General features: G+C 52.7%; 17 protein-coding genes and 1 pseudogene. 11 read left to right on the forward strand and 7 right to left on the reverse strand.

All coding sequences use genetic code 11. The features are described 5' to 3' along the window. The first annotated feature begins 171 nt into the window (after nucleotides 1-171). From V7051_RS04895 to V7051_RS04935, 9 genes are all read left to right on the forward strand, one after another. Complete coding sequence (locus V7051_RS04895) at nucleotides 172-1875, forward strand: class I SAM-dependent DNA methyltransferase (protein ID WP_333873561.1); 1704 nt, start codon at nucleotides 172-174, stop codon at nucleotides 1873-1875. Next, a complete protein-coding gene (locus tag V7051_RS04900) occupies nucleotides 1865-3259 on the forward strand; it encodes a helix-turn-helix domain-containing protein (RefSeq protein ID WP_333873562.1) in 1395 nt (464 codons plus the stop codon). The genes V7051_RS04895 and V7051_RS04900 overlap by 11 nt, the downstream gene beginning before the upstream one ends. Next, nucleotides 3256-3927: a hypothetical protein gene (locus V7051_RS04905; RefSeq protein ID WP_333873563.1), complete on the forward strand. Its 672-nt coding sequence runs from the start codon at nucleotides 3256-3258 to the stop codon at nucleotides 3925-3927. The genes V7051_RS04900 and V7051_RS04905 overlap by 4 nt, the downstream gene beginning before the upstream one ends. A gap of 10 nt (nucleotides 3928-3937) precedes the next feature. Then, nucleotides 3938-4360, forward strand: coding sequence for a nucleotidyltransferase substrate binding protein (locus V7051_RS04910; RefSeq protein WP_333873564.1), 423 nt, complete (start codon nucleotides 3938-3940; stop codon nucleotides 4358-4360). Then, complete coding sequence (locus tag V7051_RS04915; RefSeq protein WP_333873565.1) at nucleotides 4357-4848, forward strand: nucleotidyltransferase domain-containing protein; 492 nt, start codon at nucleotides 4357-4359, stop codon at nucleotides 4846-4848. The genes V7051_RS04910 and V7051_RS04915 overlap by 4 nt, the downstream gene beginning before the upstream one ends. After that, nucleotides 4838-6262: a restriction endonuclease subunit S gene (locus V7051_RS04920; protein ID WP_333873566.1), complete on the forward strand. Its 1425-nt coding sequence runs from the start codon at nucleotides 4838-4840 to the stop codon at nucleotides 6260-6262. Before V7051_RS04915 ends, V7051_RS04920 begins: the two co-directional genes overlap by 11 nt. After that, complete coding sequence (locus V7051_RS04925; RefSeq protein ID WP_333873567.1) at nucleotides 6255-7769, forward strand: RNA-binding domain-containing protein; 1515 nt, start codon at nucleotides 6255-6257, stop codon at nucleotides 7767-7769. Before V7051_RS04920 ends, V7051_RS04925 begins: the two co-directional genes overlap by 8 nt. Nucleotides 7770-7930: 161 nt before the next feature. Then, on the forward strand, nucleotides 7931-8461 hold the full coding sequence (locus V7051_RS04930) for an REP-associated tyrosine transposase (RefSeq protein ID WP_333873568.1): 531 nt from the start codon (nucleotides 7931-7933) through the stop codon (nucleotides 8459-8461). A 423-nt stretch (nucleotides 8462-8884) separates the two neighbouring features. Then, nucleotides 8885-12061, forward strand: coding sequence for a type I restriction endonuclease subunit R (locus V7051_RS04935; protein ID WP_333873569.1), 3177 nt, complete (start codon nucleotides 8885-8887; stop codon nucleotides 12059-12061). 40 nt (nucleotides 12062-12101) lie between these two features. Here V7051_RS04935 and V7051_RS04940 read toward each other — a convergent pair whose 3' ends face one another. After that, the gene (locus V7051_RS04940; protein ID WP_333873570.1) at nucleotides 12102-15458 is read right to left on the reverse strand and encodes a PAS domain-containing protein; all 3357 of its coding nucleotides are present in this window, start codon (nucleotides 15456-15458) and stop codon (nucleotides 12102-12104) included. 322 nt (nucleotides 15459-15780) lie between these two features. Here V7051_RS04940 and ada point away from each other — a divergent pair, with 322 nt between their 5' ends. Then, nucleotides 15781-16857: a bifunctional DNA-binding transcriptional regulator/O6-methylguanine-DNA methyltransferase Ada gene (gene ada / locus V7051_RS04945; protein WP_333873571.1), complete on the forward strand. Its 1077-nt coding sequence runs from the start codon at nucleotides 15781-15783 to the stop codon at nucleotides 16855-16857. After that, nucleotides 16854-17759, forward strand: coding sequence for a DNA-3-methyladenine glycosylase family protein (locus tag V7051_RS04950; RefSeq protein WP_333873572.1), 906 nt, complete (start codon nucleotides 16854-16856; stop codon nucleotides 17757-17759). The genes ada and V7051_RS04950 overlap by 4 nt, the downstream gene beginning before the upstream one ends. A 49-nt stretch (nucleotides 17760-17808) precedes the next feature. Here V7051_RS04950 and V7051_RS04955 read toward each other — a convergent pair whose 3' ends face one another. From V7051_RS04955 to corA, 6 genes and pseudogenes are all read right to left on the reverse strand, one after another. After that, complete coding sequence (locus V7051_RS04955; protein WP_333873573.1) at nucleotides 17809-17994, reverse strand: CorA family divalent cation transporter; 186 nt, start codon at nucleotides 17992-17994, stop codon at nucleotides 17809-17811. 279 nt (nucleotides 17995-18273) lie between these two features. Beyond that, nucleotides 18274-21411: a DUF6701 domain-containing protein gene (locus V7051_RS04960; protein WP_333873574.1), complete on the reverse strand. Its 3138-nt coding sequence runs from the start codon at nucleotides 21409-21411 to the stop codon at nucleotides 18274-18276. A gap of 449 nt (nucleotides 21412-21860) precedes the next feature. Beyond that, nucleotides 21861-22325 (reverse strand): annotated as a pseudogene (locus tag V7051_RS04965) (IS701 family transposase); the annotation flags it as partial. Nucleotides 22326-22598: 273 nt separating this feature from the next. Next, entirely contained in the window at nucleotides 22599-23195 is a 597-nt protein-coding gene (locus V7051_RS04970) for a hypothetical protein (RefSeq protein ID WP_333873576.1), read from the reverse strand. Between the two features lie 2 nt (nucleotides 23196-23197). Then, the gene (locus V7051_RS04975; RefSeq protein WP_333873577.1) at nucleotides 23198-24337 is read right to left on the reverse strand and encodes a DUF3857 domain-containing transglutaminase family protein; all 1140 of its coding nucleotides are present in this window, start codon (nucleotides 24335-24337) and stop codon (nucleotides 23198-23200) included. A gap of 270 nt (nucleotides 24338-24607) precedes the next feature. After that, the gene (gene corA, locus V7051_RS04980) at nucleotides 24608-25672 is read right to left on the reverse strand and encodes a magnesium/cobalt transporter CorA (RefSeq protein ID WP_333873578.1); all 1065 of its coding nucleotides are present in this window, start codon (nucleotides 25670-25672) and stop codon (nucleotides 24608-24610) included. Nucleotides 25673-25684: the final 12 nt, after the last annotated feature.

Consider the following 25684-nt stretch of genomic DNA (forward strand, 5'->3'; position numbering starts at 1 on the left):
GATGAAACGGGGCTTGATAAGAATCTACTTAAAATAACCCGGCATAGCAAACAAATCGCATGGTTCAGAGCTACGCCAAGGTCAAAAGTGTGTGGGATGGGATTGCAAATTCAGCATCTCACGAAATGGTATGATATGGCTTATTTATTTTGCTTAACAATTAACAAAATCATGAATGCCTCAGAACAGAAATTTTTGAAGGAGCTTGAAGATAAGCTTTGGAAAGCGGCCGATAAGCTGCGCAGCAGCCTGGATGCAGCCAACTATAAGCATATCGTGCTCGGCCTTATCTTCTTAAAGTACGTTTCCGATGCCTTTGAAGAGCGTCAAGACGAATTGGAAGCGCTGTTCCAGCTGGACAACGCCGACAATATCTACTTCATGCCGCGTGAGGACTACGATTCTGACCAGGACTACCAACAAGCCATCAACGACGAGCTTGAGTTACTCGACTACTACCAGGAAAAGAACATTTTTTGGGTGCCCAAAACCGCCCGCTGGAGCACCTTAAAAAGCAGCGCGGCTTTACCGATAGGATCGGTGATTTGGCAAAACGATCAAGGCGAAGACGTAAAACTGCGTTCGATCTCCTGGCTGGTCGATAACGCGCTCGATGAAATCGAAAAAGCCAACAGCAAACTCAAAGGCATCCTAAACCGCATCAGCCAGTATCAACTGGACAATGACAAACTGATTGGCCTGATTAACAGTTTTTCCGACACCAGCTTCCGTAACCCGGAATACCACGGCCAAAAACTGGAACTGCACAGCAAGGATATTCTCGGCCATGTTTACGAATACTTCCTGGGCCAGTTTGCGTTGGCGGAAGGCAAGCAAGGCGGCCAGTATTACACGCCGAAAAGCATCGTCACGCTGATCGTTGAAATGCTCGAACCTTACAAAGGCCGCGTCTACGATCCGGCCATGGGCTCCGGCGGCTTCTTCGTCTCCAGCGACAAGTTCATTGAAGAACACGCCCAAGAAAAGCACTACAACCCTGCCGAGCAGAAAAAACATATCTCCGTTTACGGCCAGGAAAGCAACCCGACCACCTGGAAGCTGGCGGCGATGAACATGGCGATTCGCGGCATCGACTTTAACTTCGGCAAAAAGAACGCCGACACTTTCCTGGACGACCAACACCCGGATCTTCGCGCCGATTTCGTGATGGCTAACCCGCCGTTTAATATCAAAGACTGGTGGCACGCCAAACTGGAAGGCGACGTGCGCTGGAAATACGGCACGCCGCCGCAAGGCAACGCCAACTTCGGCTGGATGCAACACATGCTGCATCACTTGGCGCCTACCGGCAGCATGGCGCTGCTGCTGGCGAACGGCTCGATGAGCTCCAACACCAACAACGAAGGCGAAATCCGTAAAGCCCTGATCGAAGCCGATCTGGTCGAATGCATGGTGGCATTGCCTGGGCAACTGTTCACCAACACCCAAATTCCGGCGTGTATCTGGTTCCTGACCAAGGATAAATCCGGAGGCAACGGCAAATCAGATCGCCGAGGTCTTACTTTATTTATCGATGCCCGCAACCTGGGCTATATGAAAGATCGCGTGCTGCGCGACTTCACCAAAGCCGACATCGCCAAAGTTGCCGAGACTTTTCATGCCTGGCAGCGCGGCGAAAATTACCAGGATCAAGCCGGGTTCTGCTTTTCGGCTGAACTAAAAGACATGCAAAAGCACGACTACGTGCTGACCCCCGGCCGTTACGTGGGAGCCGCCGAACAGGAAGACGACGGCGAACCCTTTGCCGAAAAAATGGCGCGCTTAACCGTACAACTCAAAACGCAGTTTGCCGAAAGCAGCCGCCTGGAAGCGGAGATTAAAAAGAATCTGGCAGGGTTAGGTTATGAGCTCTAAGCACCCGCTGCTTGCTGAAATTTTGCAAGGCGAAAGCAAAACCCTGGAATTCAAGGCGACTTTGCCCAAAGGCGATCAGCTTGCTAAAACGCTGATTGCTTTTGCCAATACCAGTGGCGGCAAGCTGGTCATCGGCGTGGATGACAATCGCCAACTGGTCGGCTTGCACAATGCGGATATCTTTGACTTACACGACAAAATAGCCTCAATCATTCATGAACGCTGTAGCCCTAATCTGCTACCCGAAATTTACATTGAAAATGTGACAGGGACAGAACTGCTGGTCGTCGAAGTGTCGCGTGGTGCGTTGCTGCCTTATTACCTAAAGCCTAAAGGACGTGAGCAAGGCACCTTTATCCGCTTAGGCGCAACCAATAGACAGGCTTCTTTGGAATACATCCAGGAACTGGAACGCCAACGGCTTAACATCAGCTTCGATGAGCAGATCAATTACAACCAGCCATTGGCAGACTTGGATCTCGCACCACTAAAAGCACGATTTAATCAGGCCGGTAAAGTCTTAGACGAAGACAAATTACTGAATTTGCGCCTGATTCAGCGCGAACAAGGTCAAGACTTTCCAAGCCATGGCTTGTTGATTTTACTGGGACAGTACGAACATGTAGAAACCAAGTGCAGCCGTTTTAAAGGCAACACCATGGCCGTATTCCTCGATAAAAAAGAATACCGTGGCGACCTTTTTTATCAGCTTGAGCAAACCGAACTTTTTATTAAAAACCATCTGCACCTTAAAGCCGAAATCCTCGGTTTGCAACGCACCGAAACCTACGAAATACCGATACCCGCCATTCGCGAAGCACTGGTCAATGCCGTGCTGCATCGGGATTACAGCAATTTCGGCCGTGATATTAAAGTGGGCATTTATGACGACATGCTGAATATCGTCTCTCCCGGCGGTCTACCCAATGGCCTGACGCAGGCTGACCTGCAACAAGGCCGTTCCGAAATCCGCAACCGTGTCTTGGCCAGAGTATTCAAAGAGCTGGGCTATATTGAACAGTGGGGCAGCGGCATTGGCCGGATTAAATCGATGTGCCGGGACGCGGACAACGCGGAACCGAAGATTCAGGAACGCGGCGACTTTGTTGATTGGGAATTCTACCGCTCTACAATCGGCAATACCGAACCCGTAGCAGGTCCGGAAGATATGTCGGAGAAAATGTCGGAGAAAATGTCGGAGAAAATGTCGGAGAAAATAGTGCGTTTTATCCAGGCCAACCCCAATATCACCATTGATGAACTGTCAAAGCTCGCAGGGGTCAGCACGCGCACCATTGAACGGAATTTAAAAAGCTTGCAAGTCGATGGACGAATCAAGCGTATCGGCCCGGCCAAGGGCGGCTATTGGGAGGTTAAAGAATGAGCAATAGTGAAGCCAGTTGTTTTCGCGTCCCTCAACTAATTGGGCAACAGCTTGTTGCCCAATTACGCCAAATACCTCGAGGGCAGATAGATATCGATGTATCGTTCTCACGCTCCGGCGCTCGTCGTTATACGCATCTCAATGTAGGCCGGAATAACCCAGTCCGCGCCTTAGCGCAGGACTGGCGTTTCCGGCATTTCGAGGCTCAGGAGCGCCGGAAACGCCCACCCTGGCTATCGCCGGGCGGGCTTATTCCGGCCTACATCCTATTTCGATTTTCCATCGCTGGTTCCCAAGCTCCAGCTTGGGAATATAGTGAAGGAAGCTCCAGCTTCCCGAAACACAGAAAGCTGGAGCTTTCGAGACGTGGGTTCCCAAGCTGTAGCTTGGGAACCAGAGCGCAAAACGCTCTGTTCGACTTGGAATACAAGAATATCCGCCGTAGGGCTTGCCGTGCGCGCCTTTGGAGCTTAGGCGAGCACGGCAAGCCCTACATCTGCGAATTTGCGAAGCAGTCTGCTTCGCAATTGACTCAAAGCAATAGGCGGGACGGAGTTTGCAACCCCGCCCTTAACGTTTACGCAATGCCTGAGAACATAGCTGCATTTAATCAGCACCAAACGTTGCGGACGGTGCAACATGCCTGCCGGTTTGGGGCGCTAAGTTAGGAGATAAATAATGATTGACTATACCAAGTTGCAAAAATCACTTAAACATCTTGAATTGCAGTATGAAAATTATTGCAATGCGCAATATCGTAAAGAACTGACCGAGCTGGATAAAGAAGGTATTTCAGAATCGACTATTCAACGCTTTGAAACCTGCTATGACTCACTTTGGAAAGTCCTAAAGCGTTATCTTATTGAGGAGTTAGGCATTCCCGAAGTGCCGAATAGTCCCAAACCTACTCTCCGGCTTGCTTTTGAGAATCAGCTTTTTTCTTCTCCTATCGAACAATGGTTGCACTATGCCAACGCCCGGATAGACACTGCGAACGATTATGATAAGGATAAAGCTGAGCAATGTCTGATGTTGATGAAAGACTTCATAGACGACGCGATTGGCCTTTATCAAACGATGACAAGGACTACTTGGGAATGAGTGCAGCTATTGATATTAGCCCGGACCAACGCAGAATATTATTAGCATTGTTCAAGCGGTATATTCCAAACACTACAGTTTGGGCGTTCGGCTCACGCGTAAAATGGAAAGCGCGTTCAAACTCCGATCTTGATTTGGTCGTATTTACCAATGTGCAGCAAGCCCCGTTATGCCCCAGAGAGTACGCTGGAGCGTGGGAACCAGCGCAAGCAGTGATCGTGGCGGACTTCTCGTTCCCACGCTCCCGCGTGGGAATGCAGACCGATGCTAAGCTTGCCTACACAGGCTTTGCAATCCCAAAACATTTTTCATTGCATTTAACAAATGATTGCTGGGTTTTAGCGCCGTATGCATTCCCACGCGGGAGCGTGGGAACGAGAAAATTCCCACGTCGTCGGAGCGTGGGAACGAGAGAAACTGAATTCCCAAGCTGGAGCTTGGGAACTAGCGCAAAAAAAGAATCGAAAGGATTAGGTTATGAGCTTTGATTTGCCTATTCCAAATGGTTGGAGATTAGTAAAGTTAAGTGATCTCGGAGAAGTAAACAGAGGGAAATCTCGGCATAGGCCGAGAGATGCTGGGCATCTTTACGGTGGGAAATACCCGTTTGTTCAAACAGGAGATGTAAAAGCATCGGGTGGTCGAATAAGTGTTTTTACTCAAACATATAGCGAAGATGGTTTAACCCAAAGCAGATTATGGCCTAAAGGTACGATGTGTATAACTATTGCTGCAAATATTGCCGAAACAGGCATTCTCCAATTTCCAGCTTGCTTTCCTGATAGCGTGATTGGTTTTATTGCTGATGAAAGCAAATGTAATGTTCATTTTATTGAATATGTCTTTCGTTTATTGCGAAAAAGGATTCAGGCTCAAGCAACAGGAAGTGTTCAGGATAATATTAATTTACAAACATTAGAGCGTTTAATGTTTCCGATTCCTGAACTTTCCGAGCAAAACAGAATTGCAGAAGTACTATGCTCACTTGATGACAAAATCGCCCTCAACACCCAAACCAACCAAACCTTAGAAGCCATTGCCCAAGCGGTCTTTAAAAGCTGGTTTGTCGATTTTGAGCCGGTCAAAGCCAAAATGGCGGTGTTGGAAGCAGGCGGAACTGCTGAGGAAGCCGAACGCGCCGCTATGTGTGCGATTTCCGGTAAAGACGAAGCCGCGTTAACCCAACTGCAAACCGAACAACCTGACGCCTACGTTGAGCTTGCCCAAACCGCCGCCTTATTCCCCTCAACCATGCAGGACTCGGAATTAGGTGAGATACCGGAAGGTTGGGATGTGGTTTCGCTTTCCGATCTAATTCAAATAACGGGCGGAGGTACTCCCAAACGCTCGGAACCGAATTATTGGAATGGCGATATACCTTGGTTCTCGGTTAAAGATGTACCAGCAGATGGAAATGTGTTTGTTGTTGATACAGAGGAAAAAATTACGCATGAAGGACTTAAGAAGTCTTCTACCAAGCTGTTAAAAAGAGGGACAACAATTATTACTGCCAGAGGTACAGTAGGTAAGCTGGCTTTGCTTGCTGGTGATATGTGCATGAACCAGTCCTGTTACGGGATTAATGGTAAAGGCACGGGGCCATATTTTAATTATTTTAATTTGCGTCAAGCCGTATCCACACTGCTACGTAATACGCATGGCGCTGTGTTTGATACTATTACGACTAGAACATTTGATACGTACAGAACGAGCTTTGGTGGAAGTGAAATAGCAAATCGCTTTGACGCTGTAGTAATGCCGATACTTGAAAAAGTTGAGTCGAATATCCGTGAAAATATGGTACTAACCCATATTCGCGACGCTCTCCTCCCCAAACTCCTCTCCGGCGAACTGACTTTACCGCCAGCCGAAAAAACACCATCCGAGGCCGACTGTGATTAACACGCTGGAAGACATCGCCGCACTATCAGAGTCCGTAGAGTTGGAATGCAAACTGGCGGCCGGACAGGATGGCAAAGGCAAGCTGCCCGCAGATTTATGGACGACTTACAGCGCTTTTGCCAATACTCACGGCGGCGTGATTTTGCTGGGCGTTCGGGAAAAGCCGATAGGGCGCTTTCATCTTGAAGGCGTGTCCAATCCCCAGCGCTTGATCACGGACCTGTTCAATACCCTGAACAATCCCAGCAAAGTCAACTGCAATCTGCTGTCCGACCGGAATGTGCAGCAGATCGAACTGGACGGTAAAATCCTGCTGCTGATTCGCGTCCCTGCGGCAGGCCGTAAACAAAAGCCGGTGTACCTGAATGGCAATCCGTTGAACGGCAACACTTACCGGCGTCTGCATCAAGGCGACCGCAAGTGCGATAATGCCACGGTGCAACGGATGCTGGCCGAGCAGGTGCAAGACAGCCTGGATACGCGGATTCTTCATGGCTTTGCGCTGGATGATCTGGATAAGGACACGCTGCATGCCTATCGCAATATGCTGGCTTCTCACAAACCCGACCATCCTTGGAACACCCCGGATGATGCCGAGTTTTTGCGTTTGATTGGCGGTTTGCGTAAAGACCGCGAAACCGGCGAACAAGGCTTATCGCTTGCGGCACTGCTGATGTTCGGGCATGGCACGGCTATCACCGAAGCGGCTCCTTACTATTTTTTGGATTACCAGGAACTTCCCGAACAGCGGGATACCGATACGCGCTGGCTGGATCGAGTCGTGCCGGACGGCGCGTGGAGCGGCAATCTGTTTGATTTTTACCGCCGGGTGTCGCGCAAGCTGATGGCTGATTTAAAAGTCCCTTTCGTATTGAAAAACGGTATCCGTCAGGACGACACCCCGCAGCACAAGGGGTTAAGGGAAGCGCTGGTTAATACGTTGGTTCATGCCGATTATTTGGATCGGGCTTCGATACGCATTCAGAAATGGCCGTCCGGTTTTGAATTTCGCAACCCCGGCGTGTTGAGGGTTCCGGCAGAGTTGGCTTTACAGGGGGGCGAAAGCGATTGCCGCAACCGCACATTGCAGCAGATGTTTTTGATGCTGGGCTTGGGCGAACGGGCAGGTTCCGGCCTGCCGAAAATTCGTGATGCCTGGGAAAACGTTGGCTTTAAGATCTCATTGACGGATACCTTTGAACCTTACGACCAGACTTTGTTGCGGATTGAGAGGGGGGAACAGGCCAGCGCCCTGAAAACTACCCGGAAAACTACCCAGAAAACTACCCAGAAGACTACCGCCAAGCAGCGGGCTATTTTGGAGTTTATACAAAACAATCCCCAAGCGTCGAGGCGGGATATTGCCGAAGCGCTGGGAGACATTACTTCGGATGGCGTAAAATATCACCTGCATAAGTTACAGCAAGCAGGCGTGCTAACACGGGTCGGCGCTGACAAGGGCGGCTATTGGCAAGTTTTAGATGTCGGAGGGCAGGCGGATGAGTGATGCGACGTGCGGGTATTCAGGAGACAGATACCCCCGATACCCCAAGTTGTGCACCTCGTTCCCACGCTCCGCGTGGGAATGCATAACCAACGTCAAATCAGCCCTTGCGCTTAACTTACAGCAACAGAGTTTTAAGGCAAAAAATCACAGGGGAATAATACATGGGTAGAAGTCGCTATCAATTCACCGATCCACGCTTGCCGCATTTTATGACGGTAACTGTGCTGCATTGGATACCTGTATTTACCCGTCCCGATACGGTCAATATTGTGCTCGATTCATTGCGTCACCTGAGTGCAGAGGGATTAAAAGTCTATGCTTACGTGATTCTTGAAAATCACTTGCATCTTGTTGCACAGAGTCCTCAGCTGGATAGAGATATGGCGCGGTTTAAATCCTATACGGCCAGACAATTGATCGTTTATCTTGGTGAAAATAATGTTAAGACGATTCTTGACCAGTTCGCTTTTTATAAAAAAGCTCATAAGATCGACCGAGGCTATCAGTTTTGGCAGGAAGGCGTGCACCCGGAGCGGATTCAGTCGGATGCGATGATGCGGCAGAAAGTCGAGTATATCCACCAAAATCCTGTAAAACGCGGATATGTGGACAAGCCTGAGCATTGGCGCTATTCCAGCGCCAGAAATTATGCAGGAGAGGATGGCTTGCTGGATGTTTGTAAGTTATGGTGAGATGGGCGTGCATTCGCATGGAGAGCACACCTCGTTCCCACGCTCCCGCGTGGGAATGCAGACCGAGACTAAGCCTGCCGCACATGCTTTGCAAACTCAGAATATTTTTCATCGCGTTTAACAAATCATTGCCGGGCTTTAGGGGCGTATGCATTCCCACGCGGGAGAGACTGTGAAAGTATTCATGTGGGAGGGGCTTTAGCCCCGACTTTCGGGGCTAAAGCCCCTCCCACGATCAATAAAACAATGACTTAGAAGTCACTAAAATAGTATGCGTCATATTTTCAAAAATACTTTCACAGTCTCGGGAGCGTGGGAACGAGGCGCTTCTGGTTAGACCTTCCAGGTTTTTAAAACCTGGAAGGTCTGTATATCGGCTAACGCGTGGCTATACAGAGAATTAAACAAAACGGAATAAAAACAATGAACGAAGAACAACTGGAAAACCTCTGTCTGGAATGGTTCAGGGATATTGGCTGGGACGTCCTCTATGGCCCGGACATTGCCCCGGATAGCGATAACCCGATGCGTAGCGACTACCGTAAGATTTTACTGGAAGCCGATTTGGAAGCGGCTTTTGCCCGGATCAATCCGCATTTGCCGGCCGGTTGTTTCGAGCAGGTGTTGGCGAAGCTCAGCAAGCCGGAAAGCCTGGATTTGCTGACCAATAACCGCGATTTCCATCGTTTTTTGTTGCAAGGGGTTCCGGTTGAGTACAAAGCCCTCACCCCGATCCTCTCCCACGGGGAGAGGGAGGATATAGTTTATGACCATGCGTTTTTGCTGGATTTCGATAACGTGAAGCAAAACCGTTTTGTTGCGGTTAACCAGTTCACGATCAGCGGCAGTAAACAGCCGCGCAGGCCGGATGTAATCTGCTTTATCAACGGTATTCCGTTTGCGGTGCTGGAGCTTAAAAGCCCAAATGATGAAAACGCCGATATTTGGGATGCGTTTAACCAGCTGCAAACTTACAAAGACGAAATCCCGGATTTGTTTGTGTTCAATGAAGCTTTGGTGGTTAGTGACGGCTACACCGCCCGCGTCGGTTCGCTGACCGCCAATCAAGAGCGCTTTTTACCCTGGCGCACCATTAAACATGAAGACGACAAACCGCTTTTGGAATGGCAATTGGAGACGTTGGTGCGCGGTTTTTTCGAGCGCGAGTTGTTGCTGGATTACCTGCGCTTTTTTATCCTGTTTGAAAGCGACGGCGAAACCATCATCAAGAAAATCGCCGGTTATCATCAGTTTCATGCGGTGCGCGAAGCGGTCAAAGCCACGGTGATTGCCGCGCGGGACATTCAGGGTATCACTGAAAAACGCGCTGCTTATGGCGACGAAGTCATACCCGGCAGTAAAAAAGCAGGGGTGGTTTGGCATACGCAAGGCTCGGGCAAAAGCATATCGATGTGCTGTTACGCGGGTAAGTTATTGCAGCAGCCGGAAATGCATAACCCCACGCTGGTGGTCGTCACCGACCGCAACGATTTGGATGGGCAACTGTACGCGACCTTCTGCAATGCCCAGGAGCTGTTAAAACAAACGCCGGTGCAAGCCAATGACCGTGACGAGCTGCGCCGCCTGCTGGCGGAGCGCGAATCGGGCGGCATTATTTTTACCACCGTGCAAAAGTTTGCGTTATTGGATGATGAAGCGGTGCATCCGTTATTGAACGACCGCCATAATATTGTGGTGATCTCCGATGAAGCGCACCGCAGCCAGTACGGTTTGAAAGCCGTGCTGACCAAGGAAGGCGCGTATAAATACGGTTACGCCAAGCATATGCGCGATGCGCTGAAAAATGCGTCGTTTATCGGCTTTACCGGCACGCCGATTGCGCAGGAGGATAAAGACACCCGTGCGGTATTCGGCGAATACGTGTCCGTCTATGACATTCAGGATGCGGTGGACGATGGCGCAACCGTGCCGATTTATTATGAGTCCCGCTTGGCGAAGCTCGACTTGAATCACGCTGAAATTAACGCGCTGTCCGAGCAGGTCGAAGAACTGGTCGAAGACGACGAAGATGTCGGTACGCGCGAAAAAACCAAGGGCGAATGGAGCCGTTTGGAAAAGCTGGTCGGCGCGACGCCTAGGCTGCAACAGGTAGCCGCCGACTTGGTCGCGCACTTTGAAACCCGCACCGAGACCATGGACGGTAAAGCGATGATCGTGGCTATGAGCCGCGATATTTGCGTGCATTTGTACAATGAAATTGTTGCGCTGCGCCCCGAATGGCGTGATCCCGATCCGGAAAAAGGCGTCATCAAGGTGGTGATGACCGGCTCGGCATCGGACAGGCCGTTGTTGCAGCCGCATATCTACAACAAACAAACCAAGAAGCGTTTGGAAAAGCGTTTTAAGGATGCGAATGACCCGATGAAGCTGGTGATTGTGCGCGATATGTGGCTGACCGGCTTCGATGCGCCATGCTGTCATACCATGTATGTCGACAAGCCGATGAAAGGCCATAACCTGATGCAGGCGATTGCGCGGGTCAACCGGGTGTTTAAAAACAAACCGGGCGGCTTGGTGGTCGATTACATCGGCATTGCCAATGAATTAAAACAAGCGCTGAAAATCTATACCGATGCCAAAGGCAAAGGCGAACCGGCTCTGCGCGCCGAAGAAGCTTATGCTGTTCTGGCGGAAAAGATCGATGCGATTCGCGGCCTGTTTGCGAAAACGCCGCAAGCGGAAGGCTTGGATATGAGCGGCTATGAAACCCAGGCGCATCAGCTGTTGGTGCCGGCGGCCAACTATGTGCTCAGCCTGAAAGACGGCAAGAAGCGTTTGCTTGATTTGGTGTTGGCTGCAACCAAAGCCTATTCGCTGTGCAGCACGCTCGATGAAGCCAAAGAGCTACGCAAGGAAATCGCGTTTTATGCGGCGATCAAGGCGGCCATATCCAAGTTCACCAGCGTCGATAGAAAGCGCAGCCAGGAAGAGAGAAATTCCGCGCTTAAGCAAATCCTGGATAATGCGGTCATTGCCGAAGGCGTGGCTGACGTGTTTGCGCTGTGCGGCCTGGACAAGCCGAATATCGGTTTGCTTTCGGAGGAATTCCTGGAAGATGTCCGGCGCATGCCGTACCGCAATTTGGCGGTGGAGTTGTTGGAAAAACTGCTGAAAGACGGCATTAAATCCAAGACACGCAATAACGTGGTGCAGGAGAAAAAATACGCCGAGCGTCTGCAAGAAACGCTGCGCAAGTACAACAACCGCGCTATCGAGACGGCTCAGGTCATCGAAGAGCTGATCCAGATGGCCAAGGATTTTCAGGCTGCAATGGCCCGCGAAGCCGAGCTGGGCTTAACGCCGGATGAAGTCGCCTTTTATGACGCGTTGGCGAATAACGAAAGTGCTGTGCGTGAATTGGGCGATGAGACTTTAAAGAAAATCGCCGTCGAAATTACCGAAAAGCTCAGAAAGTCCACGACAGTCGACTGGCAGGTGCGTGACAGCGTGCGTGCCCAGCTCAAGATCTTGGTTCGGCGGACTTTGCAGCGCTATAAGTATCCGCCGGATAAGGCCGCCGAGGCGATTGAGCTGGTCATGAAGCAAGCGGAGTCGCTATCTAATTCATGGACAACCTAATCGCTTGTTGAGTTAAAAAACATTTGCTCCTGTTGTCAATTTAAGAATCGGCATAATTATTAATAATGGGCGTTTGGCTTATCAGGGAGTCTTGTCGGGAAGCGATGGCCGGGGACAGGGCGCGTTGCAGCTCGTCAAAATTGACCGGTTTAATCAGATAACTATTGAATTCGGCTGATTTTGCCAGCTCGCGATCCTCCTGCCGTCCATAGCCGCTGAGGGCGATCAGGTGAGTCATTTTCAGTTCCGGATGTTGTCTTAGCGCCCGCGCAACCGCGTAGCCGTCCATGCCGGGCAGGCCGATGTCAAGTAGTAAGACTTGCGGCCGTTCAGCCAGCGCGGCTTCTAAAGCGGCGTGACCATCGTAGGCCAACGATACCGTATGTCCTTCGCTGGTCAGTAATAGGGACAGGCTCTGGGCGGCATCGCGGTTATCGTCGACCACGAGAATGCGTAGCGAGTCTTCGTTCGTTCTGTGGGCTATTTGACCAGGAACCGGAACGGTCGGCGATTGCGGCAAACAAGGCAGACGGATAACGAATTCACTGCCTTGACCGCGGCCTTCGCTTTGAGCCCATACGTCGCCGCCATGCATTGTCACCAGACTTTTGACCAGAGCCAGACCAATGCCCAAACCGCCTCCGGATCGGTCAATGGTACGATCCACTTGATAAAACAATTGAAACAGTCCGGACAGCGACGAAGGGTCGATGCCGCAGCCATTGTCGCGAACCCGGATGAACAACTCATTGGCCGCTGGCTCCACAGTCAGACTGATGCAGCCGCCTTCGTCGGTATACTTGGCGGCATTGTTGAGCAGGTTCGACACGACTTGCGACAGCCTGACCAGATCGCCGTCGATGACTATCGGTTCAGGCGGTACATGCACGGCGATTTGATGACGGTGGGCGTCAATCAGCGGCTGGCTGGTTTCGACCGCGCGCTGCACGATAATCGATACTTCGAGCGGCTCTTTTTTGAGTTCGATCTTGCCCCGGCTGATGCGCGAGACATCCAGCAGGTCATCGACCAGCCGGACCAAGTGTTCGACCTGGCGACCGATAATATCGCGGCACCAATCGAGCTGCGTTTGGTCCAGGTTGGATAGTTTCATGATTTGCACGGCGTTGCTGATCGGGGCCAACGGATTGCGCAGTTCGTGGGCGAGCATCGCAAGAAATTCATCCTTACGGTGGTCCGCTTCATGCAGGGCATTCTCGGCTTGTTTGCGTTCGGTAATATCCTCTACTATGACACCGAAACCGGTGATCTCAGCAGCATTATCATACAAAGGATACCAACTTTCGTTCCAGTAGCGCGTTACGCCGGGCGCCGATGGGATCTCACCGCTAAGCTCGCGGTCTTTCACCGGTTCCCCTGTTGTGAGAATCTGGTCGATAATTTCTTCTATGGCAGGCGCCAACATCGGCACGATATCGTGGATGCGTTGGCCGATATGTGCGGCGGCGGGGAGGCCGTTAATTTCCGCGAGTCTGTCATTGATCAGCTGGTAGTGCAATTTGCAATTCAGGTAAGCAAAACCGACAGGCGCTTGTGTCAGTAGCCCGTCGAGGAGGCCATGAGCCTTGACCAATGCTTCCTCCGCCTTTTTGCGTTCGCTGATGTCGAGCACATGCACCACGAAGCCACGCACCTGTCCCTCGGCGTCGAAGTCCGGGGAGTACGTCGCGTGAACCCAGAGCGGGCCGCTCCCAAGATACGGTACCTGGAGCTCGAAAGCCACTTGCTCTCCGGCCAGGACTCGCTTGACATAAGGCTCGACGGATTGCCAAGCCGCCTCGCCGAGGACGTCCCCCATATGGCGGCCACGTATCTGTTCATTGTTAAGCCTTAACCATTGCTCGTATTTTCTGTTGACGCGACGGTATCGGCAGTCTTTGTCAACATAAGACATCAGCGCCGGTGCGTTGTCCATGGTCACTCGCAGCAAATCGCGCGTTTGCTCGGCCTCCTGCCGCGCCACTTCCAGCTCGGTTGTGCGCTTGGTTACGCGCTGTTCCAGTGAGGCATTGGCTTCGTAAAGCGCTTGCTTGGCTCGATTCATTTCGGTAATGTCAATGCCGACTTCCATGATCATCGGCGAACCGTCGCTGTCCGTGAAAGGGATGTCATGAATCTCGTAGTCGTGGCCGTCCGGGCCGGTCCACCTCCAATTTATCGGCGCATTGGTCTTTAAAACCTCGAAGGTCTCACAGACTGTACAGGGCTTGTCGCGCTTGAACAGGTACTTATAGCAGGGCCGTCCGTGATCATTGCCGTAGCGCTGTTTAAAAAAACGGTTGGCGAAGGTCACCTGATAATCCGGCGATAACAATAATACATAGACCGGGAGCGCCTGCAGCACGTCATGCAGCAGCTGACGTTCCGCATGCACGGCTGTATAGGCTTGAGCCAGTTCGGCCGTGCGTAGCTCCACCTGACGACGCAGCTGCCGGGTCCATAACCCCATCAGCGCTAATAGGATGACAGCAGCCATTGCTCCCCAGGCAACATATTTAACCGGAAAAGTCGGTAATTCGTAGATACTCAGCCATTTTTTATAGAGCCGATCGTACTCGCCATTGGCTTTGACGATAGCAAGCCCCTGATCGAGGCGGTCGCGCAATTCGATATTGCCTTTGGGGACGGCGAAACAGAACTCTCGCCGGTATTCCTTGAGCAATGGGCCGGGTATGACGTTTTTATCCAGTCCGGTTCTATGTATTTCCGCATTGCCTTGGAGCAACGGTGCCAGCACCGCGTCATGCTGCCCTGAGGCCAGTAGGCGAAAGCCGTCAGCCAGGGTATCGACAATCACCAGTTGAGTCGTGAAACCGCGATTGACGAGTTCCTCATGGGCGGCATCCGAGCGCACCACAATGATGTTCATGTCGCGTGCCTGATCAATGGAATCAATGACTGCGCTATCTTTGCGAACGAAGAAACTGTCATAACCGATCGTGTGAGTTCGGGTGAATTCCACCAGGCCTTCGCGCTCCGGTATGCGCTCCACTAGAGGCAGAGCGTCAATCTTGCCGGTTTTCAAATTCTGCCAGACGGTATCCCATTGATCGGGATGAAAGGTAATGGGAATATCCATTACCGCGGCAACCGCAGTGAACAGTTCGACAGCGAAACCGGTTGCTTGGCCTTGGGCGTCGATATCGACGTAAGGGGGAAAGTCGATTTCCGAACCGATGCGCAGGGGCGGTTGCGGTTCAGCGCTCACGAAGCACGGAAAAGTCAAAATGTTCACGGCCAGCAGCCATACAAATAGCCTAGCCCAGCGCATGAAGAATAACACTTTGCTTTTAGGCTGAAGTGCCGGCAGGGCATAGGGTTGGCCGGAAAATAGAGGAGGGGCTGTTTTTGTCGAAAGACGAGGAAGTGTTTTCAAAATCTGTATCTCATGATCGACCCGAAAATAATGGGCCGGAAAAATATATCCACAGTTACAGTAACAGCTATATGGGACCGGAAGCATACTGGGTCAAGCGTTTGGAGATAGTTAATAGAGCACTGATTTAACTATGCATTTATTAACTTGCTACAGACTATTTAATTAATGGCTGAGTTGCAAGTTTGTTTTTAGCGGGTGATGGGGTTCCATTAAATTAAACGTATTTTTCAATGCCCTAATTTGACAGCAATATCCGGAGTGCGCGAGTGCTGCGATTCGGTAGAATGTACTGCATGAGTGCATCACTTCAGGAGTCAACATGAGTCGCATCACTACTACAACAAGCCTGTCGGAGGCACCGGCTGATCCCCGCTGGCAGTCCGTTTTGGCGCGCGATCCGGCGGCTGACGGCACATTTTTTTACTCCGTCAAGACCACCGGCATCTACTGTCGGCCTTCCTGCCCGGCACGTATCGCCAATCCGGAAAACGTCCGGTTTCACGTCACCTGCGCGGAAGCCGAAACGGCCGGGTTTCGGCCTTGCCTGCGCTGCAAGCCGGATCAGCCTTCCTTGCATCAGCAACAGGCCGCCAAGGTAGCCGCAATCTGCCGCCTGATCGAAACGGCGGAAAGCATGCCGACGCTTTCCGAACTGGCCGAACATGCGGGTCTTAGCCGATACCATTTTCACCGCGTGTTCAAGCGTATTACCGGCCTGACGCCGAAAGCTTATGCGGCGGCTCATCGCACTAAACAGATTCGAGCCGGACTGACAAAAAGTCCGACGATTACACAAGCCATTTATCAGGCGGGCTATAACGCCAATAGCCGTTTCTACGAACAAGCAGCGCAAATTCTGGGCATGACGCCATCCGATTATCGAACCGGCGGCAGTAACAGCCGGATTCGCTTTGCGTTGGGCGAATGTTCATTGGGTTCGATTTTGGTCGCAATCAGCGAAAAAGGCGTTTGTGCGATTTCGTTAGGCGATGATCCGGAAGCACTGGCCCGCGATTTACAAGACCGCTTCCCGCAAGCCGAACTGATAGGGAATGATGGCGCGTTCGAACAGTGGATTGCGCAAGTCGTCGGTTTTGTCGAAGCTCCGGCGTTGGGGCTTGATCTGCCGTTGGATATACGCGGCACGGCGTTTCAGCAGCGCGTGTGGCTGGCGCTACGACACATTCCGGCCGGTCAAACCGTCAGTTATACCGACATTGCGCAGCGCATCGGTGCGCCTAAAGCCGTGCGCGCAGTGGCAGGCGCTTGTGCAGCCAATAGTCTGGCGGTGGCCATTCCCTGTCATCGCGTGCTGCGCTCGGACGGTACGCTTTCGGGCTATCGGTGGGGTGTTGAACGCAAGGCCGAATTGCTGCGGCGGGAAAGCAAAGCATGAATACGGTAAGTTGTTTGTTGCCGCTTCCGGATGATTTTCGTCTCGCCGATATATTAAAGTTTCATCATCGCGATGTATTGGCAGTTGCCGAGGCCGTTGATGCCAATTCATTGCGCAAAGGCTTGCTCTGGAACGGTTCGCCCGCTTGCCTGGCGATAGGCTTTGAAGACGCCTGCGCCCAGGTGGAATTGGCAATTGACGGCACCGCCGGAGTAGATGACACGGAAGCGTTGCGCAAGTTGGCGCAACGGATGCTGGGCTTGGATCAGCCGATAGCGGAATTCGAACGGCGTTTTCGCGATCATCCGCAGTTGGGTATTTTAATCGCCGGTCAGCCGGGATTGCGGGTGCCGGTCGCAGCATCGGTTTTTGAAGCGTTAAATTGGGCGATTATCTGCCAGCAAATCAGCGTCAGCGCAGCGGTGACGATACGCCGCAAATTGATTCAAGGCGTGGGTTTGCGTCATTCCAGCGGATTGTACTGTTACCCGGATGCGCAGCATTTGGCCGAATTCAGCGAAAGCGACTTACGTCAGGCCGGGTTTTCGCAAAGCAAAGCCCGGTGCCTGCTGACGTTGAGCCGGATGATCGTTGCCGGTGAGCTGATGCTGGAATATAGCGCAGAGGAACTGCCGGTCGATCTAATTAGCGAACAATTACTGAACATACGCGGCATCGGACCGTGGACGGTCAGTTATGCGTTACTGCGGGGCTTCGGGTGGCTGGACGGTTCGTTGCATGGCGATGTCGCGATGCGGCGCGGATTACAGCGATTGCTGGGGACTGCCGATCCGGTCAGCGAGCACCAAGCCCGGCAATGGTTAGCGCCGTTTTCTCCCTGGCGAGCCTTGGTTGCCGCGCATCTTTGGGCGTTTGTGCCCACGACGGCTTTGACCGAGTAGGCTAGAGCTGGCGGAATCCGGGGCTTCGAGGCGCGGATTTACGGCTGAGTTAAAGCCATTTCTTTTTCTTGAAAAACCTGAGCAAAAATACCGTTACGCCGATAAATATTGCCCATAATGCCGGGTAGCCCCATCTCCATTTCAGCTCCGGCATGTACTCGAAATTCATGCCGTAGACACCGGCGATAAAGGTGAGTGGAATAAAAATCGATGCAAACACGGTCAGTATTTTCATGGTTTCGTTCTTAGATTCAACCCATAAGTGCAATCGGCATTAACTAACGAAGAAATACTCTAATTTAATGCCCTTTTCATAGGCGCCTGCCATCATCGTTACCATCGTTCTCCCCTTTCCAGATAAAATTGCCCGCTCGCTTCAAAACCGTTTCTTGAGAATCCTACAAATAGCCATTTCAGGCTGTGACTGATGAGGCAATGACTTGTTTCATCTCTGTGGGTTTGAGTTGTTTTGCAAAAACGCTATTGTGATGGGATTTTTATGCTTGCGGTAGCCCTAATAAAGCTCACGGATATAAATAAATTTACTGTTGCCTTTATAGATACCGAACGTGGCACGGGCGGTCGGATCTATCACACTACTACCACCGACCCAAGGGAATTGCAGCCACCGAAGATTAGCACCTGTAGAACTTCCACCCGGACCACCGGGAGAAACACATTTCTGCCCCGACGTTGCATCCAGATTGAGCGTCAAATTAGTCCAACCAGTGTTTCCAATTCCAGGTGCACTCAGGCCCACCGTAAAATTCGGCGAAATACCGGTAACCGATAATACTGTCTCGCAGGCTGCCAAGTTATTGGGGTTACTAACCGTCCCGCTCGGGAATGCCAGTGCGAAGTTGGCGGCTGAAATGGCCGTCACCGTATCTGTAGAGCTTGGAACCCAAGCCGTACCGTTGTAATACTGCACGGTTGCGTCCAGAAATAACGGCAACAATTCAGAACCGTATGCATTCGACATCATAACCCGACCGTTCGCCACCTTGACGCCGCCCTCGACCGATGCGGCGGCCTGCTGCGACGTCACGCCATCGCCGCTGATTTCGATGGCGCGCAGGTGGACGTCCGCCGGCGAGGTCTGCTCGTCGGTGAACGCATAGTTCGGCTTGGCCGCTCCCATTATCGCGGCGACGCCCGCGACGAAAAGGCTGGCGGACGCGGTGTTGTTGCCGAGCGTGCCCGCGCCGCTGGGTGGGTCGTCGCTGCCGGGGCTGTTGTGCGCACTCAGCGCGACCGACTTGGACAATCCGTATGTGCTGCTGTAATTCAGCGTCGTCTCGTCCGACGCATTCTGCGCATAGGCCCTGGCTACGAACGGCTGGCCGGAATAAACGAAGCCGTTCCGAGACGGATCCATCACGGGCGACATCTGCGGGCAGACCAGCCCGGCCGGACACGCCATTGGAACGCCCGCGTCGGTCAGCACCTCGACGTTGAAATGGTCGGGGATGAAGCGCAACGTGCCGCTGGTTCCGGTCGGATGCAGGCCGGAGTCGAGATAGCCGTTGGCGTTCGACAGGCTGGCTGTCAGCGTGATGCTGCCGACTTCGCCCCAGGAAAGGTTCGTTATCGTCGCCGCGCCGCTGCTGAATCCGCTGCCCGTTATCGAACCGTTCCCCAATGCAGGATTCGCGGCCGACGGATAGGTCACGGGATTGGGAATCACCAGCGTGGAAGTCAGCGTTACACCTTCCGGTACGGTTTCCTTGCCGAAATTGGGCGTCGCCGCGCTTGCCGCGTTCAGCGACGTTACGGTAACGCTGAATCCGCTGCCCGCCTTGACCGGACTCGTAGCGACGTTGCTGAACGAGAACGACGCCGGCGCGACGATGAACGCACCGTTGCCCGTCATGTTCAGCCCTTCCTCCAGAGTTCCGGCCGTACCTGTGTAGGTGGCGGTGACGCTGACCTGCCCCACGTCGGCGTATTGCAGGTTCGGCGTGGCGATGCCGGATGCGTTGAAATTCAGCGCCACGTTCCTGCCCGTCCCGTCGCAAGCAGCCGAAGCGTTGTTCACCGCATTCAACGCCGTGCCGCCGACCAGTACCGAGCGCGTGCCGGTGGCGGGATTCGCATACGCACATTTGAGATTGACGGTTTTTGCGCCGGTAAAGGCGGCGACGCACGCCGAACTCACCGCCTGCACGGTCAATGTCGATGCGCTCTCGGCGCTGTGGGTCGGCGCGCTGACGAGGAAACCGGCGTCCGCCGCCGTGAAGGTGCAGTTGGTGATTCCCCCGAAATTGCAGGTGGTGGCCGCGCTCGCCGCAGGCGAGCTGGCCGCGCCAAGCACGGCATTCCCCGGTGTCGTCACCTGGACGCTCTTGGTGGTCGTGCCGTTGCCGCTGGCAATCGAAAAACTCGACGTGCCAGACCAGTTCACGGTCACCCCGCTCGAACTTAAAGTGCCGCTGACGCCGCTGGTGTACAACGTGCCGCAGGCGGCGTCGGCGCACGCTTTGATCGTCAGCGTGCTGGACGTGCAGGTCAGTACGCTCGCGGAGGGCAGGTCAAGCTCCAGATGGTGCGGCGTAGCGGCCGCGCCGCCGTCACAGCGGTTGCTGTAGCTGCCGGGATCGTTCGACGAACTCGTCTGGGAGTCGCAGGTTCCGTGAACGACGCTCGTCGGATCGACCACCGTGGCGGGAGCTTGGTAGCTTGGTGCGCTGACGTCGCCCGTAATGGTCGACCCGTTCTGGATTTGGACCCCAGAACCTCCATTGCTGGTGATGTTGCCGGTGACCGTGCTGTTGTTGATGGCGACGGTGCAGCAGTTGCTGGTGACGTTGCCGGTGATGTTCGCGCCGTTGTTGATGCTGATCCCGCTGCCGCCGTTGGTGACGATATTGCCGGACACCGTGCCACCGTTGATGATGACGGTACTGCCGCCGCTGCCGTTTATCGCACCGCTGCTGACGCCGTTGCCGACGTTGGTGTTGTTGGTCGTGACCACGCAGCAGCCGGAATGGACCGCTCCCGTGACGTTGCCGCCGGTCAGGGTCAGCGTGCCGTTGGTCGCAGTGACGTTGCCGGAGAACACCACGCCGCCGGTGGCCGTCAGGTTGCCGCTGGACGTAACGTTGCCCACCACCGAGCCGCCGCTGGAAAACGAAATCCCGCCGTTGGTGGAAGTCACGCTGCCGCCGAACACCGTCCCATTGGTCGAGGTGACGCCGTTGTTCGCCGACACGTTGCCGGTGATCTGTCCGCCGGATGTGTTGAGCGTGCCGCTGGTCGTTACGGTTCCATTCACGCTTGTACCGGTGAGGGAAACGGCGCCGGAACTCGTGTTCAGGTTGCCGTAGACCGCGCTGGTGCTAGTGATCGTCAGGCTGCCGTAGGTAGTCGTCAAATTGACTGGAGCTGATGCGCTGCCGATAGTGTTGTTGCCATTCAGGGTGATGCCAGCGTTAACTACGATGGTGATGGCCGAGGCGGGAACGATGGTGTCACCGGAATTCAAAGTGACTGTTGCACCGGGAGGGCAGGTGTAGGTGCTGCCGCTGACGGACCAACCGCTGGAGCACGTCGGACGGCTACCCGCCGCCATGGTGTAGGTCGCCGCCTGGGCGGGCACGGAGAGCAACCCGCAGACCAGGACGGACAGGATGGCAAGAATGTGGCGGATCATGGGCGTTTCTCCGCACGGAAAAGCGGAAACTGCGAACTGTCAGGTCTTGAGTTTTGCATAATCAAATTGCTGTTTTTCATTGTGCATTTCCCTAAAAAATGTGAACGTAGCTGAGCCGCCGATAACTCTTCCTCGATCCTCAGTAAATTAAGCCGTGGCCTTGAAGTAGTATTAATCGTCCAATCAGTTTCGGCATTCAATATTGGCGATTACTCATGTCAATTGTTCAAAGCCAGCTTTGAACTCCGAATGTTCCAGTTTGACTGAATAGCTTAAATGACGGTTATCGAGCTAAGCCCAAGCCGTTATCAAATGCGATGGCTTATTACTCTGGAGTACAAGGCTGACCTTGTACTGAGTCATCGGCCAACAAGTCTAGATTGATACCAAAACTTTTGCGGCTATTATACTTTTGCGGCTATTATACAGTCCAGAGTTAGTAACTGATGTTACGCAGCCCGCAGAGTCTGAAGTTCTGCATAGGCTTGACGGGTTGCTTTAATAAAGACCTTAGCTCGCAACGCAAAATGGTTCGTTTTGTGTTTTAACTTCAAGCATTCCAGCTTGAATACCGCGTAAATCGCCATAAACACATGATTGTTTTGCGTAGTGACCCTGCGAGTTGGCGATTTTTCCAATGCGGCATTGGATTTCAAGGACTTATGAAACACTTTAACTTCCCATCGTTTTTGATAGATTGTTGCGATCGTGTCGCCGTTGCACGTCAAATCGCTGCAGACCAGATTCAACAACCCTGTGCTGCCGTCTTTGTTTGTAAAGACTTGCCGAACTAAAAGGACCTTATCTGCATACCCTTTTAGCCAGCCGCGCACGACCTGTTGATCCGATAATTCCAGCGTATCGATCCGTACAAAACGACCCTGCTTCTTATCGGCTGCGCTTAAAGACACTAGTACTCAGTCAAATTTATAATGTCGAGTGAAGAAGGCTATGTGGGAGCGGCTTTAGCCGCGACAATCGCGGCTAAAGCCGCTCCCACAATTAAATTACCACCCGACAAAACAAGATTGACTGAGTACTAGACGGTTGTTCAATAAACAAGCTGAGTTCGCAAATCGCGCATCACAGCTTGTCCAAAGATGCGGAACTCAGCGTAGTCTTGCGGCAGCAGCAGCGGTCTAGGCAGCGCGAGCAAGAGCACGCGGGTAATGGTGACGGTTGAGTCTTCAGCCTTCAGCCTTCACTTTCGATTCGTAGCTGCCATGCGTCCACTTCAACTGTACGCCGCTTGGAAGTGCGGTCGGCTTGAAGGTTTCCGGCAGCTGCAGCGTGATCGTTTCTTCTATGCGTCGGCCCTGCAACGGCACCGGCAATGTGCGTTGCGAGAGTCCCAATTGCTCGAACGTCGCCGCAATATTGGTGGGGCTGCTAAATCCCTGCGGCACAATGAACGCCCCCGGACCGGGTAGTTGTATATAGTTTGGTAGCGTGAAATCGGTGCTGTAACGATGAGGAATCGCCAGGTCGAGCGGTTTTCCGCGTGTGAAGCCGCTACTGCCATTTTGCCCCGTCTTGGTGAGTACCTTGTCCACTACCTGCGCTTCTACACCCTGCGGAATGGTGCCCATTAACCCGCGCGCGATCAGGCCGAACATGCCCTCGCTTTCAACATCGGCATGTCCACGCACCGTGCCGTCGGCTTCAACTACTAGATTCATCGCCACACGCACCTGGTCCTGAGCCGGTAAGGATAGCGGCAGTGTCACCGTTTTAGCTTGACCGATGTCGCTCACCACTAATGCAGGCTTGCCTCGGAGCGTCATTCCTAAGGTGCCGAAAGGCGAGAATTTGGCGGTGGAATCGAGATTACGTCGAACTCCGGGACGCGCAGGATGACGTGGTTGAAGACGCCCGGCGTTACCGCTACCGCCGGTTTCCAAAAGCGCAAGTCGGCATTGACTAACACGGGGCTGCTTGGGATACCCTTAGCCGCGAGCAAAGCGCCTAAGAGGGTAGTATGGTCTTTGCAATCGCCGTAACGCGCCTTGGCGATTTCGTCTGCGGCATGCGGTACAACGCCGCCCACATCCAGAAAGATCGCTACATAGCGGATGTTGGCGCTAACCCAGCCATAGATGGCCTCGGCCTGCGCACGGCGGTCGGTGATGCCTTTGGTAATCTCGTCGGCCAGCGCCTGGATACTGGGTGTCACAGCGGCTTGCGGTAGCGCACGCTCGCGGTAGGCGGTGGCGGCTGCTTGGTCGTCGGCCATAGTAGTAACCGCTACGCGCGGGCTGGAATCCTGCGGCGCTACTGAACCGGCCTCTAAGGGCAGTGCTTTCCAGTCTTTGACCTCCCAACGCCAATTCTGTGTATCCGCTTGCTCGGCCTTGACGGCACCGCCCTTAAAATTAACGGCATCGACGTGTAACTTCAGTGCCGCCGGCGCCCTCAGCGTGATCACTTCAGACTCGACGTTAAACATGCCCAGGGCTGTCTCCACCATCGAGAAGTGGCCTGGGAACAGCGGCTTGAGTTGCGTCTTGCGTGTGTGCAGGTGCAGCACCGAACCCACCTCCACGCCGGGGAAAATGATGACCTTGACTTTGCCGTCGTCAAACATCGGTGCTCCAGCGCTTTGCGGTGTCTGCTGCACCATGATGCGGTCTGCCGGCACATCAGTGCGCTTGCCGTCTTTGCCAAGCACATAAGCCTCCAGCACGTCCAACTGCTGCAGCGTACTGCTGTAAGGCATCGGCAGTTGTCCAAAGCGCTGCACAGCTTGTGGCGTTTCAATGCGCAAGGCGACGCGTTCTTCAACGGTGTAGCGGCCGTCAGTCTGCACGTCGTATTGGATGGTGTCATTGACGATGTTGACGTCGGGAATCGCTTGTGCAAAAGCCGTCGTGCATGCGGCGGTTAGGAGCAAGGCGCACGTGATTAGTCTGTTAATCGTATAAAACATGATTTTCCTCATTGAGACGGCAATGGTTTTTTGATGGTGACAGGTAAATGACAGTCATTTCTTCGTAGTCTTCTGGTAGATGGAGTACCCAACATTCAAAAAAGTTCTAACATTTCTGCTGAGACGATTGGCAGCTGACAATACCTCACCTGTCAGAGGATTTTTTATTTCTGCCGTTCGGTATTATGGCTGGCATTTTGCAAGGTCAGCATCTGCCGAGTAGTTACATTTTTTCTTTCGTGTTCTTCGTGGGAGTAAAAACACGCAGCTCTAAAGCCAGTTTTTCTTTTTAAAAAACCTGAGCAAAAAAACCGTTACGCCGATAAATATTGCCCATAATGCCGGGTAGCCCCATCTCCATTTCAGCTCCGGCATGTACTCGAAATTCATGCCGTAGACACCGGCGATAAAAGTCAGCGGAATAAAAATCGACGCAAACACGGTCAATATTTTCATGGTTTCGTTCATTTTATTGCTGATGCTGGATAAATAAATGTCCAGCATACCGGCGATCAAGTCCCGGTAAGATTCCATCGCTTCACTGACGCGAATGACGTGATCGTAAACATCGCCAAAATAGCGCTTGGTTTTTTCATTCAGTAGCTGCGATTCGCTACGTTGGATGGAGGCCAGCAATTCCCGCAGCGGCGACACGCTGCGGCGTAAAAAGATCAGTTCACGCTTGATTTTCTGGATGGTGTTCAGGGTTTGCGCCGATGGATTGGTCAGCAATTCGTCTTCAACGGTTTCAATCAATTCATCGAAAGTATCTTGTAGTGCGAAATATTCATCGACGATGGTATCCATGATGATATAGGTTAGGTAATCCGTGCCAAGACTCCTGATATGGCATTTATCGTTGTTAAGCCGGCTGAACAGCTGATCAAATATCGCATCCGGTTTTTCTTTGAAGGTGAAAACAAACTTATCCAGCAGCAATAAACTGATTTGTTCATATTCCACATTGAATTCATTGTCGGCCAGGGAAAGCGCTTTGAGAACGATATACAAATAATCGTCGAACTCCTCGAACTTCGGGCGCTGATGGGTGTTAAGAATATCTTCGAGTACCAGCGCATGAATATCAAAATGCCGGCCGATCGCATCAATGATTGAAACGTCTTTCAGGCCGTCGATAATCACCCAGGTGACGGTATCGGTGCTCCGGTAAGGCAACAGTTCTTCAATATTCTTGACGGTATGCCTGACTAGCGTTGATTTGTTGTAACTAATGACGGTGATTTTATGCTCGTGTTCATGCACTTCGCCGACATGCACCAGCGAGCCGGGCGGCAAACCTGACTTTTCGGAAGCGTAACTCAATGATTCGGACATGGTTTGTTCCTA

It is taken from the genome of Methylobacter sp., from assembly GCF_036845245.1.
Classification (GTDB): Bacteria; Pseudomonadota; Gammaproteobacteria; order Methylococcales; family Methylomonadaceae; genus Methylobacter_A.

Coding starts and splice junctions, on each gene's coding strand:
- V7051_RS04900 (WP_333873562.1), top strand. CDS start 1,865: ATGAGCTCTAAGCACCCGCTGCTTGCTGAAATTTTGCAAGGCGAAAGC.
- V7051_RS04960 (WP_333873574.1), bottom strand. CDS start 21,411: ATGATCCGCCACATTCTTGCCATCCTGTCCGTCCTGGTCTGCGGGTTG.
- V7051_RS04955 (WP_333873573.1), bottom strand. CDS start 17,994: ATGAAAATACTGACCGTGTTTGCATCGATTTTTATTCCACTCACCTTT.
- ada (WP_333873571.1), top strand. CDS start 15,781: ATGAGTCGCATCACTACTACAACAAGCCTGTCGGAGGCACCGGCTGAT.
- V7051_RS04915 (WP_333873565.1), top strand. CDS start 4,357: ATGAGTGCAGCTATTGATATTAGCCCGGACCAACGCAGAATATTATTA.
- V7051_RS04930 (WP_333873568.1), top strand. CDS start 7,931: ATGGGTAGAAGTCGCTATCAATTCACCGATCCACGCTTGCCGCATTTT.
- V7051_RS04935 (WP_333873569.1), top strand. CDS start 8,885: ATGAACGAAGAACAACTGGAAAACCTCTGTCTGGAATGGTTCAGGGAT.
- corA (WP_333873578.1), bottom strand. CDS start 25,672: ATGTCCGAATCATTGAGTTACGCTTCCGAAAAGTCAGGTTTGCCGCCC.
- V7051_RS04905 (WP_333873563.1), top strand. CDS start 3,256: ATGAGCAATAGTGAAGCCAGTTGTTTTCGCGTCCCTCAACTAATTGGG.
- V7051_RS04895 (WP_333873561.1), top strand. CDS start 172: ATGAATGCCTCAGAACAGAAATTTTTGAAGGAGCTTGAAGATAAGCTT.
- V7051_RS04920 (WP_333873566.1), top strand. CDS start 4,838: ATGAGCTTTGATTTGCCTATTCCAAATGGTTGGAGATTAGTAAAGTTA.
- V7051_RS04970 (WP_333873576.1), bottom strand. CDS start 23,195: ATGACGCTCCGAGGCAAGCCTGCATTAGTGGTGAGCGACATCGGTCAA.
- V7051_RS04975 (WP_333873577.1), bottom strand. CDS start 24,337: ATGTTTTATACGATTAACAGACTAATCACGTGCGCCTTGCTCCTAACC.
- V7051_RS04910 (WP_333873564.1), top strand. CDS start 3,938: ATGATTGACTATACCAAGTTGCAAAAATCACTTAAACATCTTGAATTG.
- V7051_RS04950 (WP_333873572.1), top strand. CDS start 16,854: ATGAATACGGTAAGTTGTTTGTTGCCGCTTCCGGATGATTTTCGTCTC.